Annotated in this window: 10 protein-coding genes; 3 read left to right on the top strand and 7 right to left on the bottom strand. The window is 69.1% G+C overall.

The genetic code is table 11. From position 1 onward, the window contains the following. Positions 1-14: 14 nt before the first annotated feature. Together OHA98_RS19715 and OHA98_RS19710 are read right to left on the bottom strand one after the other, a co-directional pair. Positions 15-614 carry a cysteine dioxygenase family protein gene (locus OHA98_RS19715; protein ID WP_266927515.1) on the bottom strand — a complete coding sequence of 200 codons (600 nt, stop codon included), beginning with the start codon at positions 612-614 and terminating at the stop codon, positions 15-17. 484 nt (positions 615-1,098) lie between these two features. Then, positions 1,099-1,851: a hypothetical protein gene (locus OHA98_RS19710; protein WP_266927513.1), complete on the bottom strand. Its 753-nt coding sequence runs from the start codon at positions 1,849-1,851 to the stop codon at positions 1,099-1,101. A 300-nt stretch (positions 1,852-2,151) separates the two neighbouring features. On the opposite strand from OHA98_RS19710, the gene OHA98_RS19705 reads away from it, so the two are divergent. After that, a complete protein-coding gene (locus OHA98_RS19705; protein WP_323179592.1) occupies positions 2,152-3,468 on the top strand; it encodes an NAD(P)/FAD-dependent oxidoreductase in 1,317 nt (438 codons plus the stop codon). Between the two features lie 66 nt (positions 3,469-3,534). Here the strand turns inward: OHA98_RS19705 and OHA98_RS19700 are convergent, their stop codons facing one another. From OHA98_RS19700 to OHA98_RS19680, 5 genes are all read right to left on the bottom strand, one after another. Further along, on the bottom strand, positions 3,535-4,317 hold the full coding sequence (locus tag OHA98_RS19700; protein WP_266927511.1) for an SDR family NAD(P)-dependent oxidoreductase: 783 nt from the start codon (positions 4,315-4,317) through the stop codon (positions 3,535-3,537). Between the two features lie 192 nt (positions 4,318-4,509). Then, complete coding sequence (locus OHA98_RS19695; RefSeq protein WP_266927510.1) at positions 4,510-6,111, bottom strand: ABC-F family ATP-binding cassette domain-containing protein; 1,602 nt, start codon at positions 6,109-6,111, stop codon at positions 4,510-4,512. A gap of 152 nt (positions 6,112-6,263) precedes the next feature. Next, positions 6,264-7,640, bottom strand: coding sequence for an MFS transporter (locus OHA98_RS19690; protein WP_266927508.1), 1,377 nt, complete (start codon positions 7,638-7,640; stop codon positions 6,264-6,266). A 108-nt stretch (positions 7,641-7,748) separates the two neighbouring features. Continuing rightward, on the bottom strand, positions 7,749-9,170 hold the full coding sequence (locus OHA98_RS19685; protein WP_266927506.1) for an aldehyde dehydrogenase family protein: 1,422 nt from the start codon (positions 9,168-9,170) through the stop codon (positions 7,749-7,751). 68 nt (positions 9,171-9,238) lie between these two features. Then, positions 9,239-10,489, bottom strand: a complete 1,251-nt coding sequence (locus tag OHA98_RS19680) for a cytochrome P450 (protein ID WP_266927504.1) — start codon at positions 10,487-10,489, stop codon at positions 9,239-9,241. A 719-nt stretch (positions 10,490-11,208) separates the two neighbouring features. Between OHA98_RS19680 and OHA98_RS19675 the strand changes: the two genes are divergently transcribed. After that, complete coding sequence (locus OHA98_RS19675; RefSeq protein WP_266927502.1) at positions 11,209-12,666, top strand: aromatic ring-hydroxylating dioxygenase subunit alpha; 1,458 nt, start codon at positions 11,209-11,211, stop codon at positions 12,664-12,666. Then, positions 12,663-13,250, top strand: a complete 588-nt coding sequence (locus tag OHA98_RS19670; protein WP_266927500.1) for an aromatic-ring-hydroxylating dioxygenase subunit beta — start codon at positions 12,663-12,665, stop codon at positions 13,248-13,250. Before OHA98_RS19675 ends, OHA98_RS19670 begins: the two co-directional genes overlap by 4 nt. The last annotated feature ends 2 nt before the right edge of the window (positions 13,251-13,252 follow it).

Here is a 13,252-nt window from a genome sequence, read left to right as displayed (position 1 = left end):
CGCCCCGGCGGGGATCAGGAACGGACGCTTGTGGGCATCCTGGTGCCGACACCGCACTCGTCGAACCACAGCGAGGTTTCGGCCGTGCGGAAGGAACCGCCCGGTGCGGCCAGGTACATCTGGTAGCGGTGGATCGCGGTGAGGTAGACATGGACGGTGGCCGCCCAGTGGGTCTTCTCGTTGACCATCAGATGCAGTTGCTTGTCGTCCTCGGGCAGGATCGGAGTGATCCGGCCGGGTGCGATGGTGAACTCACCGGCCTCGGCGAGTTCGACGCACTCCCCCACCTGGCCGGTGGTGACGTACTTGATCTCCTTCGTCTCACCCGTGAGCGCGCTGACCGCGCCGATCGTGTCGTCGTGGTCGTGTATCGGGCTGCCCTTCCCCGGACCCCAGAACACGAGGACGACCTGGAAGGCGTCCTGGGGGGAATTCAGCAGCAGCCGGGTGTAGTTCCCGCTCGGCCGGTACTCCTCGGCGAAGTGCTGGTTCTCCGCCGAGGTGGTGAATCGCGCGAGTGCGTCGGAGAGCCGGTCGATGATCTCCTGACAGCTCAGCTCGTCGGCCTTGTCCTTGGTCTGTGAGACCGCATCGATGAGTGCGGTGACGTCCATGGGCCATCACTTCCACTGGAGGTAGTCGTGTGCCGGAAGGCGGGTGCGCGGAAGATGTGCGCAAGGCGGCGCGGAGCCGGCCGGCCGGCGCCAGACACCGGACCCCGTGCGGGCGTTCGCTGTGCCGCGTGTGCCCCCGGAGGAAGGGGGCTCGGTGCTGTGCTCCGCGTACTGCCGCGGAGTGGTACGGCATGCCATGGCCCTCGGCCCGCACACGGCCGGCCGGGACTGAGTACGGGTCACATCCCGTGGTTGCAGGACGCGTGTCCGGATGGCGGTCCGGACACGCGACCTGTGGCGGGGCGGGACAGAGGAGCCGCCTCGGTGGGCGGTCAGCTCTCCCAGAGATCTTCCGGGTTCGTCGGCGGGGAGCGGGAGGGGGCGGAGTGGGTGGCACCTGACGGGCGGCTCGTGGGTTCCTCCTTGTCAGCGTGGACCGGCGGTTGGCGGAACCACCGGTGTGCAGGGGCGGCGGTGGGAGGGCTCACCCGAGGACGGACTGAACCGCCGTGTCGTTTCGGGGCAGATCACCGGAGGAGAGCACCGCGTCGCTGAGCGGTTCGCACAGCGCGATGAGGCGTTCCGCACGGTCCGCCCCCAGGGCACGGTAGGGGGGAGCTGCGGCGGCGTCGGTCGCGTCCTCCACCCGGGCGCGCAGTCGGGTGCCCGCCTCGGTCAGCCGCCCGTTGGGGCCCAGGATGCCTGATTCGGTGAGCGTGGCCACCTCCGCCTCCCAGTCCTGTTCGGACCAGTCGCGGTGTTCGCGGACCTGTCGGGCGCTGAAGAGGCTTCTTCCGGTGGCGGTATCGGTGATCAGTGCCGCGATGGCACCGACACCGTGACCGACGAGGGCGGCGACGTGGCCGTCGCCCCGGTGTTCACGCAGAAGCGTGATGGCGTGCCACAGGACCATGTGCGGTTCCGTGGGCCACGGCAGCTCGGCGTGCGCGGCGTACAGGGGCCGCCCCTCGGGGAAGCACGCCTCGGCGGCGGCTCTGGCGAGCCCGGCCGCCTCTACGACCTCCGGGCTCCCCGTCACGTCGTCGCCGAGAACACGGCGCAGCGCGCGGTCCACGGCGGACAGACGGGCCTCTGTCACGCGCTCGGGCGGGGCGAGATCCCATGCTCTGGGCAGATGACGGGCGATGAGAGTGGGGTTGAAGTTGTAGAACGCGGCTGCCACGGCGGCGGACGACGCCCGGCCGAGCGGGGCGGCTCTGCCGGCGAAGTATCCCATGTGCCCTGGCTCGAGGCCTGCGGAAGTGAACTCCTGGTCGGCCTCGGGGGCGAAATAGCAGAGCAGGTGTACTGGGTCTCCCACCTGATGGCACCGCGAAGTAATCAAACTGATCGAATCGCTGGGCATAATTGAATGCTAGGGCGCATTAACGAGCAGTGTCAACACTCTCGACAACGATCGACGCGATGTGCGTAACATGCATCCAGGTAGAAGGTGAGCGGAGCATGCCGCGTTTCCTGAGCATGAATCCAGCCACGAATTTAAGCCCGATCTATAACGTGGCCCTATTGCCCCTGCGTGACGCTTGCGGTGCAATGCTCCGTATCGCTGCTCTGCACTATTGCATGCCCTCTGAGCTGCATAAATGCAGAGACTATCGCTTTTTCCTGCAGAGAGGTGGACGTTCTCGTGGCTGGAAGAGTAGACACGGAAGACAAGGTGTACGACGTTGTCATCGTCGGCGCGCGATGCGCTGGAGCCCCACTGGGAATGCTGCTCGCGCAGCAGGGATATTCGGTCGAAATGGTTGACCGAAACCCGACTGGAACCGACACGCTATCCACTCACTGGGTCAGGTGGCCGGGTGTTCGACAGCTCCGCTCATGGGGCCTTCTCCCCGCATTGGAGAAAACAGGGTGTCCGCCCATCGTCAATGCTTCGCTCGATTTTGAGGGCCGCATGATATCGGGCAGGCCCAGAGTCGAGGGCATCGAGGTCGCGACCTACGCGCCCCGGCGGACCGCGCTGGACGCCCTGCTGGTGGCCGAGGCCCGCGCCCGGGGCGCGCGGCTGCGGGAACGCTTCGCTGTCACCGGTCTCCTCGTCACCGGCGGCCGGGTCGCGGGGGTACGGGGAACGGGACCGGACGGGCCGGTCGCCCTGCGCGCACGCGTGGTCGTGGGCGCCGACGGCCGAAACTCGACCGTCGCTCGCCTGGTGGAGTCTCCGGTCGTGGAGGACAGGGGGGTCCTCGCCCGTAGCGTCTACGGGTATTGGGCAGGGGTCGCGGAGCCGGGAGTGCGGGTGGTGTTCCGCGGCAGGCGCGGAATCTCCCTGTGGCCGACGAACGACGGTCTCACCGTGGTGTCGCTGGTCTTCCCGCCCGAGGAAGCCCCCGGCTCGGGGCGCTCGGCGCTGGCGGACTTCTATCTGTCGTCGCTGCGGGAGGTGCCCGAGGTCGAACAGGCCCTGACGGGCGCGGATCTCGTGTCGCAGCCACGGGCCGCGGCTGTCCGCAATGCCCGCAGGCAGGCCCACGGCCCGGGGTGGGTCCTGGCGGGGGACGCCGGCCACCACAAGGACCCGGTCTCGGCGCAGGGGATCTCCGATGCCTTCGTCGACGCCCAAGTGCTCGCCAACGCCCTCGACGCCGGGCTCTCGGGCTCCGCCGGGCTCGACAGAGCGATGGCAGGCTACGCCGCGACCCGCGACGCGCAGCGGCTCGGGGCCTTCGCCTACACCTGTGAGCAGGCCGAACTGCGGCCGTTCGGCGCCGGGTTCCTCGACGACCTGGCCCGGACCGCCGCCGACGAGCAGGCCGTCGAGACATTCCTGAACACCTTCGTCGGCTGCGACGCACCATCGGACGCGGGCTGGCTCGGCGAGTCCCACTAGCCCCACGGGCACCTCCGCCTCTCGTCGCTCGTGGACATGGTCAGGGGATACGGCCGGGCGGCGCGGTCAGTGGGCGAGACCCGGGGGAAGCCCCAGGAACAGGCCGCCGCTGACCTCGATGAGCTGTCCGGTGACCCACCTCGCGTCGTCCGAGGCGAGGAAGGTCACGACGTCTGCGACATCGGCGGGGGTGCCGATCCGGCCGAGCGCGGTCATGTCGATCATGACCTGCCGGGTCTCCGGCTGTTCCTGCCGCTCCACCGCCGTCAAGTCGGTGTCCACGGCACCGGGCGCCACGGTGTTCACGGTGATGCCGCGTTCGCCCAGCAGATGCGCGAGCGTCCGGTTCATCGCCACCACCGCCGCTTTGGCCATCGTGTAGGCCACGTCTGACACCGCGACCCTGACCGCCGCCGAGGAGACCGACACCACCCGGCCGCCGTCGGCCAGCAGCGGCAGCGCGCGCTGCACGAGGAAGAACGGCGCCCGGGCGTTCACCGCGATCAGCCTGTCGAAGATCTCCGGAGTGGTGGCCTCGAAGAAGGTCGTACTGAAGCCCGCGTTGTTGACCAGCACGTCGAGCCGGTCCCTGCCGCCGTCGGCGAACCGGGAGCGAGCCTCGGCCAGCAGTTCGTCCACCCCGGCGACCGTACCGAGATCGGCGCCGACTGCGAACGCCTCTCCGCCGCGCTCGGCGATGTACGCCACGGTCTCCTCGGCGGCCCTCTCGTCGTGTCCGTAGTGGACGGCCACGCGCGCGCCGTCCGCCGCGAGCCGCACGGCGATGCCGCGGCCGATACCGCGGGAAGAACCGGTGACCAGTGCTGTACGGCCTTTCAATTGGGACATGACACTCCCTCAACATGATCGGCCGGTCCGGGAGGACCGGGTGTGGCCGGTGGTGTCGTGCGGGCGCGGGGAACGGGCGGCCGGACCAGCGAGCCCGCTTTCCCGTCCGTACCTCCCCTCGTCAACAGCGGTCCGGCCCATGTGCGCGGCGGGTCTCGTCTCAGAAGTGCGCGAACGTACCGTGCCCGGGTATCACGCCAGGGAGACCAGGCCGGCGTACTCGTCGCTCCACAGGTCCTCGCTCCCGTCGGGGAGCATGAGGACCCGGTCGGGGCGCAACGCCTCCACCGCACCTGGGTCGTGGGTGACCATGATGACCGCGCCCGGGTAATTGCCGACGGCTGTGAGAACCTCGTCCCGGGAGAGCGGGTCCAGGTTGTTCGTGGGCTCGTCGAGCAGGAGCACATTCGCACCGGAGTGGACGAGGCAGGCGAGCGCCAGCCGGGTCTTCTCGCCACCGGAGAGCACACCGGTGGGCTTGTCGGCGTCGTCGCCCCTGAACAGGAACGCTCCGAGCACCTGTCGCACCTCGCCGTTGGTCAGTCCCGGGGCGGCGGACGACAGCGCCTCGAATACCGTCGCGGCGGGATCGAGCGTGTCGTGCTCCTGCGCGAAGTACCCCAGGCGCAGGGCGTGCCCCGGCACCACACGCCCCCGGTCGGGTTGCTGTTCGCCCGCGAGGACCCGCAGCAGTGTGGTCTTGCCCGCACCGTTGAATCCCAGCACGACCAGTCGGCTCCCACGGTCGACGGCCAGATCAATCCCCTCGAAGACGGTGTGCTCGCCGTACGACTTGGCCAGCCCGACAGCCGCCAGGGGGATGCGCCCGGAGGGTTCGGGGGTGGGCAGCCGTACCCGTGCCACGCGCTCGGTCCTGCGTGCCGGTTCGAGCTCCCGCAGCATGGTGTCCGCGCGCCGGACCATGTTCCGCGCGGCGACGGCGGTGGCCACGTGCGACCGCATCTTCTCCGCCTGTGCGCGCAGCGCGGCCGCCTTGCGCACGGCGTTGGAACGCTCCCTGGTCCTCCTGCGGTCGGCCGCCTCGCTGTCGGTCTGGTAGCGCCTCCAGCCGGTGTTGTAGACGTCCACCGCGAGCCGGTCGGCGTCAAGATGGAAGACCCGGTTCGCCACGGCGGCGACGAGGTCGGCGTCATGGCTGATCATCAGCAGGCCGCCGGGGAAGCCCGCCAGGAAGTCACGCAGCCAGGCGATGGAGTCGGCGTCGAGGTGGTTGGTCGGCTCGTCGAGGAGGAGTGTGCCCTGCTCGGCGAAGAGGATCCGCGCCAACTCGACGCGCCTGCGCTGCCCGCCGGACAGCTCCGAAAGCCGCTGTGTCAGCACTCGGCCGGGCAGTCCGACGCCCGCGGTCACCTGTGCGGCGACGGCCTCGGCCGTGTAGCCGCCGAGGACGTCGAATTCGTCCTGCGCTCTGGTGTAGGCGCGCATGGCCCGGTCCCGCGCGGTGTCGGTGCGGGCTTCGGCCATGGCGGTCTCGGCGGCGCGCAGTGCGGCGGTGACCCGGTCGAGGCCGCGGGCGGCCAGGACTCGGTCGGTGACCGTCTGGTCCTGATCGGCCCCCCGCGGGTCCTGTGCGAGATATCCGACCTGCCCCTTCGCGCTGATGGATCCGCCGGCGGGCCGCAGCTCACCCGCCATCGTGCGCATGAGTGTCGTTTTGCCAGACCCGTTGCGCCCAACAAGGGCGACCCTGTCTCCGGGGCCGATGTGGAAGTTGACGTCCGACAGCAGTAGACGCGCGCCAACCCGCACGTCAACATTGCGTACAGTGATCAATTGGTGACTCTCCATGAGTTCCTAGCGGCATACCTGTCCCCTGAGATTGGGTGAGGTCGCTAGGAAACTCGCGGAGTTGACATGCGGGTCATGGTAGCGACCGATGCGCGCAAGACGCCAGGCAATTTCACTGTGTTCACGGGTCCGGTGGTTCAGTTCACGGTGGTGCGCTGGGCCTGGGGGGCGGTGCGGGAGGCGCCCACCGCCGCGGCGGCGCAGATGACCATGGCCATCAGGCTCAAGGCCGCCATCCCGCTGCCGAAGCCCAGGCTCCCGGCTGCGGTGGCACCCACGAGCACCCCGGCCGCGCTGGTACCCAACCCGGCCGCGGTCACATCGCTGATCTGCAGCGCCGACGAGTTCGTCCCCGTCTCGTCCTCGGCGGACTGGTCGAGGACGAGCACACCGGTGGTGGGGACAGACACGCCCATGCCCAGTCCGCCCACGATCCACAGCAGATAGACCGGCCACCCGGGGGCCCCGGGCAGGGACAGAGCTGCCATGCCGGCGAAGCAGCACGCCAGGGCGGCGAGACCCCACCGCAGCAGCACCGGCCTCGCCATCTTGGTGATCCTGCCCTGCAGTTGGGCGCCCGCCCACCAGCCGAGGGCGCCCGCCAGCAGCGGCAGTCCCGAGGCCACGGTCCCGAAGTCGTGGAGTACGACGAGCGTGAGCGGCACGACGGACTCCACGGCGTAGAACGCCCCCGCCAGCAGGCCGCGCAGCGCGACCACGGCGGGAACGCCCCGGTGCAGCCGCACCGATCCCCCGGGCAACAGTTCCCGCAGCCCCGCCACCAGTGCCGCCAGGCCCGCCCCCAGCAGGAGCACGGCCAGTGCCGTTCGTCCGGCGACCGCGGCGTTGCCGGCCGACTGGAGCACGACGACCCCGGCCCCGGCGAGCAGCGCGAACAAGGGTTTGCGGGACCCGCCCGCGGATGCCCGGCCCGGTGCCGTCAAGGTGCGAAGTACGGGGAGCAGGGTCAGCGCACCGACCAGCACCAGCGGCACCAGGCCGAGGAACACCCAGCGCCACCCGACCTGTGCGGTGATCGTGCCCGAGACGACCGGGCCGACCAGTGCCGGCAGGACGTAGGCCGCGGAGATGATGGCCAGTGCCCTGGGACGCAGATGGGGCGGGTAGGCAGTGGCCACGATCTGGAACACCGCGATCGAGGCCAGCCCGACGCCGATCCCCTGTGCGCCCCGGCCCAGGACGAACACCGCCATGTGCCCGGCGAATCCCGCCATCAGCAGTCCGACGGTGAACACGGCGATGCCCGTGAGCAGCGGTCTGCCCGGCCCGACGCGGTCGCACCACTGGCCCGCCACACCGAGGCCCACCAGGTTCGTGACCAGGAAGGCGCTGTAGGGCCAGCCGAAGAAGGCAAGCCCGTCGAGGTCGCGGACCGCCGAGGGCATCGCGGTGGCGACCGCGATCCCCTCGAACGCGAAGAGACTGATGGCGAGGGCGATACCGATGCTGGTGAGCCGCCACTGTGGCGCGAAGACGCCGGGGGAACGTTCCACGATTTCCTAACCCCGTGAACTCCATGGCCAGCCAGGTGGGCCGGAACCCGGCACGATACCCCGCTGGCCGCGTGTAGTTGTCTTTGTGTGTCGCTGTGCGACAGGACCCTAGAGGTGGTGCGTCACCTGCTTGATCCGTGTGTACGTCTCGAAACCGTATCGTGACAGGTCTTTGCCGTGGCCGGACTGGCGGAAGCCGCCGTGCGGCAGCTCCGAGGGGAACTGGAGATGGGTGTTCACCCACACGGTGCCGTAGTCCAGATCCTTCGAGAGGCGCATAGCCCTGCGGTGGTCGGAGGTCCAGACGGCCGAAGCCAGCCCGTACGGTGAGGAGTTGGCCCGTCGCAACGCTTCCGCCTCATCGGTGCACCGCTCGACGGTGATCACGGGTCCGAAGATCTCCGTGCGGGTGATGTTGTCGTCCCCGCGCACTCCGGCAATGACGGTGGGGGCGTAGAAGAAGCCGCGGTCGCCCACACGATGGCCGCCCGTGAGCAGCTGTGCGTGCGGTGGCAGTGTGTCGATGCACCCCTGGACGCGCGCAAGGTGGTCGGGGTTGTTCAGCGGTCCGTACGCGCTGTCCGGCTCCGACGGCGGACCGGGGCGCCGTGCGGATGCCTCCGTCACCAGTGCCTCCAGCAGCTGATCGTGCACCGCATCCGCCACCAGGACCCGGCTGGCGGCCGTGCAGTCCTGCCCCGCGTTGGCGACCGCCGCTGTGACGATGGTCCGGGCGGCGTCGGCGATATCGGCGTCGGCGCAGACCAGGACCGGGGTCTTGCCGCCCAGTTCCAGGTGGGTGCGTTTGAGTGTGGCGGCGGCGCGGGTGGCGACATCGACGCCGGCCGCGACCGATCCGGTCAGCGAGACCAGGGCGGGCACGGGGTGCTCCACCATGAGCCGTCCTGTCGCGGGCCCGCCGCAGATCACGTTGAGCACGCCGGGCGGCAGGGTCCGCGCGGCGGCATCGGCCAGCAGGAGCGCTGACGACGGGGTGGTCTGCGCGGGTTTGAGAACGACCGTGTTTCCTGCGGCGATCGCCGGGGCCGACTTCAGGACCGCCATCAGCAGCGGGAAGTTCCACGGGGCGAGCTGTGCGCACACTCCCACCGGTTCGCGTCTGGTGTAGGAGGTGTGGTCCGGTGTGTACTCGCCGCCCGCCACGCCGTCGAGCAGTCGGGCGGCCCCGGCGAAGAAGCGCAGTTCGTCGGTGATCACGCCGATCTCTCCCGCGGCGTGCCTGCTCCCTGTGTCACGGAGTTCTGCCTCGCCGAACTCTGCGGCCTGCCCGGAGACGGCGTCGGCCAGTTCCAGCAGCGCCGACTGGCGTTCGGCGGGTGTGGTCCGCGACCACTCGGTGAAGGCTGACGCCGCCGCGCCCATGGCGAGGCCGACGTCCTGGGCCCCGGTACATGGCGCGTGCAGGCGCACATCGCCGGTACAGGGGTCGAGCACCTCCATGTGCTCGGTGCCTGCTGCGGGTTCGGCCCGCTTGCCGTTGATGACATTGCGAAGAGTGGGCGCTGACACTGTGGTGGTCTCCTGACGGCTCGGCTGGTCCGGTTCGGTCGTCGCTGGTTTCCGGTCGTCGTCGGTGTTCAGTCCTCGCCGGACACTCGCAGTGATGTAGAGCCGTGGAAGCCGAGGTTGTTGTTCCAGTTGGCCTCCTGCTGCGGCACCTTCAGCTCAGGCCACCTGAGGTAGAGCGTGCTCAGCGCGATCCGGGTGGTCTGGCGCACGAGCGGGTCGCCGAAGCACAGATGCCTGCCCACACCGAAGGTGAGGTGCCGGTTGGGCAGCGGCCGGTCCAGGACCAGTTCGTCGGCGCGGTCGAAGGCGTCGGGGTCACGGTTGGCCGAGGCGATGTACAGCAGCAGCGGCTGTCCCTTGCGCAGCGGGACTATGGTCCCGTCGGAAGCGGTGTAGTCGAAGTCCTCGCCCGCGACCCGTCCGACGAACGAGACGGGCGTACACATGCGCAGGAGCTCCTCGATGGCGGGGCCCACGGTGTCGGACTTCAGCAGCACGTCACGCTCGGTGGTGGGGACGGATGCGAGGGCACGGACGCTGTTGCCTATGAGGTACCGGATGGACGCCACACCCGCGAACAGCAGCAGCGCTGCCTGTGCGACCACATCGCGCTCGGAGAAGCGGTGCCCGCGCACCTCGATCTCCCGCAGATGGTGCAGCAGCCCGCCCTCGGCGCGTGAGCGTCGCGCGTTGGCCTCGGATGCCAGGAACTCGGCGAGTTGCCGGGTGCTCTCCCTGGTCCGGCGCAGGTGCTCCACCGAGACCGAGGTCGAGCCGAACAGGTGGGCGATGTCGTCGGTCCAGCGGTTGAGGTCCTCGTGCGCGTCGACCGGGACACCAAGCACGTCGGCGATCACCATCGCGGGTAAGGGAAAGGCCAGTTCCGACATGAGGTCGAACCCGGTGGGGTCGACCTGGTCGAGCAGCCCGTCGACGATGCGCTGGATGCGCGGTTCGAGGTACTCGTCGGTGAACGGCACATAGCCCCTGTTGGCCTGGCGGCGGTTGCGGGTGTGCTCCTTGCCGTCGTGGAATGCCAGCCAGCGACTGTAGACATCGAGCATGTCCGCGAACTCGTCGCGCTGGTCCGGCGGAAGGAAGCGCAGCGGCACGGCCGAGCGCGCGTTGGACAACCGCTCGTCCTGCATCAGACGGCTGCAGTCTTCGTACCGGAACATCAGCCAGGTGCCGCCGAAGATCGTTTCGGACAGATGGGCCGGGCTTCGCTCACGCATCAGCGCATAGAAAGTGAACGGGTCCTCGATGTACTGGACTTGGTTGTGGGAGAAGTCGTCGACGGATATGGGCCCTAGAGACATGGAAGGGACTCCCGGGAAGTCGGTCGAGGCACTGGGACAGCTACAGCTGCCCGAAGTGAGAATCCTTTGATCTCCACACCGTAGGACAGCTCGCGGCGTCATTTCAAGGCGCAAGCAGATGGATTTCCTTTTTCAACCCCGGATGGGAACACTGCTGCCGACTCGGCTATTTTCCAGACAGGCCGGACAGGCCTCCAGGGCTCCGCCCCGCAGCGTGCCGGCAAGGCGACAGAGGCGCGCGTCGGCAAGGTCGACGGAATTTCCGGCAGTGCTACCGAGGAACCGTGGAGAGGCGTCGAGCAAGGGGCGCGAGGCTAGATATCGCCGTTGAAAGGCTTGTTTTACTGACAGGGCTTCAGGCGCCTGAGGATCTCCAGCGCGCCGGCCGGTTCCGCCCTCCACCAGATGTGCGGGGTGCTCGCAGAAGCGCTCACAGGGCCAATACCACACCGTCTTGACCTGCTGAAATGGTCGGGATGCCCGGCCCGGGGGAACGGCGCTCAGGTGCCATGGACGATGGAGCCGGCCGCGCGGCGGGGGGCCCGGACGGTCACCCGCTCCCTATCGACCTGCCCTTGCGCGCCGAAGTTGCCGCTACTAGCGTGGCATTGTTACCGACCCGGGAGAACCGGTGCGCCCCTGTTTCGGCGCGCCATCAGGGTCGGCCCACTGGTAAGCGGCACTTCGTGGTCTGGCGGGACCCGGTGCCTTAACCGGCCATGGTTTCCCGGTGTGCTCACCCCTGGCGGGGGTCCTGCATTCCTTCTTTTCCTCATGCCCGAACGATCGGTGCGATCTGCCCTGTCGTGGAATTCTTCGAGGAGGAGTCTTTGCCGCTCAGAGACGATGTTCCAGTGCGCGGGGTCGATCGTCGCGCTTTCATTGACAGTGACATTCTCGATATCGAGTTCGATCGCGTTTTCCATTCGTCCTGGCAGTTTCTCGGTTTTGCCGACGAGGTGCGCGAACCGGGCGATTACATCGTGCGCATGCTCGGGCGGGACGAGGTTGTCGTCATACGCGGGGAGGACGGTATCGTGCGCGCGCTGCACAATTCGTGCAGCCACCGGGGCACCCGTCTGTGCGGTGCGAGTCTGGGCAACGCCGCACATTTGCGGTGCAGTTACCACGGGTGGACCTTCGCGAACGACGGCAGGCTGGTGGGAGTGCCCGCGCTCAAGTCGGCCTATCCGCCCGACTTCGACCGGACCGGGCACGACCTGCCCGCCGCGCGTGTGACGTGCCGACGGGGGTTCCTGTTCGCTACCTGGGACGTACGCGCTCCGGACCTGGAGGACTACCTCGGTGAGATCGCCTGGTACCTCGACGCCCTCCTCGACTGCGGGGGCGGGGAGTGGGAGATCTGTGGGCCGCCGCAGCGGGTGCGGACCAGGGGGAACTGGAAGATCCCCACGGACAATTTCGCCGGCGACGGGTATCACATGCGGACCACCCACCAGATCGCGCTCGATCAGGGGATCTACGGTGACACCCTGGCCAACGGCACCCGGGGGCGCGCGGGAACCGACCTCGTCGCGGTCAACGTCGCCACCCGCGGCGGGCACAGCCTGCGTGCGGGCTATGTCGTCGAGAGCGGGTCCTCCATCGAGGACAGGGACCCCGCCGCCCCGCAGTTCCCCGGCTACCCTCCCGACCGGTGGGTGGAACTGGCCGCGGCGCAGTCCCCGGAGCAGGTGCGGTTCACCTCGCACTGCGAGGTCGTGCACGGGGTGGTGTTCCCCAACACCGTGTTCCTCAGCGTCGCGCACGACCGTGCGGTGGGCGAGGACTCCGATCCGCTGACCCGCTTCCTGGTGGTCCGCGCCCATGTGCCGGTCAGCGCCCGTGAGACCGAATGCCTGTACTGGACACTCGTACCCACCGCGATGGACCGGGAGTGGCAGCGCCGCTCCTACCGCTTCCAGGCCCGGACCCAGTCGGCGGGCGGAGTCCTCTTCGAGATGGACGACTTCGAGAACTTCGCCCGGATCGATGCCGCCCTGGCCCGCTCGACGCCGGGACGGGGGGCGCCCGTGGACCTGACCCTCGGCGCGGGCCGGGGCGTCCCGGCGCAGGATTTCCCGGGTCCCGCGCAGGCCGAGATCGCCACCCTCAGCGAGCACAATCAGCGTGCCTTCTACCGGCGCTGGTCCGAGCTGGTGGGTGAGCTGCCGTGACCGACCAGCCGGGTCCCTGTCACCCGGTGCAGCCCGCCGCGTGCCCGGAGGACCTCACCCACGGTGACTTCCCCGACCGCGGGACCAGGCTGCCCGGACTCGACCCGGAGATCACCGCCGTGCTCGCGGACGAAGGCGCCGCGCTCGACGAGGGCGAGTACCGGCGCTGGCTGGACATGCTCGACACGGCTTTCCGTTACGAGATCCCGGTGCCACTGCTGCGGGAGGACCCCGCGCTGCCCCGGCACAGCCGGTCCGCCGTGCTGTTCGAGGCCACCAAGCGGGTGCTCGAGCTGAAGTTCGGGCGGGCCGCGCTGCTCCAGGCGTGGTCGGACCGCCCCCCGACCACGACGCGGCACTTCCTCGGCTCAGTGCGGGTCTTCGACTCGGCCGTCGCCGGCGTGGTGCGCGCCGACGCCAATCTGCTGGTCACCAGCAACCGGGGAGCCACGCACTCCGTGCTCGTCAGCGCCGCACGCCAGGACCTGCTCCGCAAACGCCACGGGCGCTGGGTACTGCTGCGCAGGCGTGTCCTGCTCGATGTGGAGGTCGCCACTCATGAACAGCTTTCCGTCATCTTCTGAGG

It is taken from the genome of Streptomyces sp. NBC_00654 (genome assembly GCF_026341775.1).
Taxonomy (GTDB): Bacteria; Actinomycetota; Actinomycetes; order Streptomycetales; family Streptomycetaceae; genus Streptomyces.
The sequence above is the reverse complement of the archived record's forward strand: the minus strand, read 5'-3'. Positions and strand labels throughout refer to the sequence as shown.

What these genes read in the sequence shown, in the direction of transcription:
- OHA98_RS19700 (WP_266927511.1), bottom strand. Translation starts at nt 4,317, where the DNA reads ATGTCCCAATTGAAAGGCCGTACAGCACTGGTCACCGGTTCTTCCCGC.
- OHA98_RS19715 (WP_266927515.1), bottom strand. Translation starts at nt 614, where the DNA reads ATGGACGTCACCGCACTCATCGATGCGGTCTCACAGACCAAGGACAAG.
- OHA98_RS19710 (WP_266927513.1), bottom strand. Translation starts at nt 1,851, where the DNA reads ATGGGATACTTCGCCGGCAGAGCCGCCCCGCTCGGCCGGGCGTCGTCC.
- OHA98_RS19675 (WP_266927502.1), top strand. Translation starts at nt 11,209, where the DNA reads ATGGTTTCCCGGTGTGCTCACCCCTGGCGGGGGTCCTGCATTCCTTCT.
- OHA98_RS19680 (WP_266927504.1), bottom strand. Translation starts at nt 10,489, where the DNA reads ATGTCTCTAGGGCCCATATCCGTCGACGACTTCTCCCACAACCAAGTC.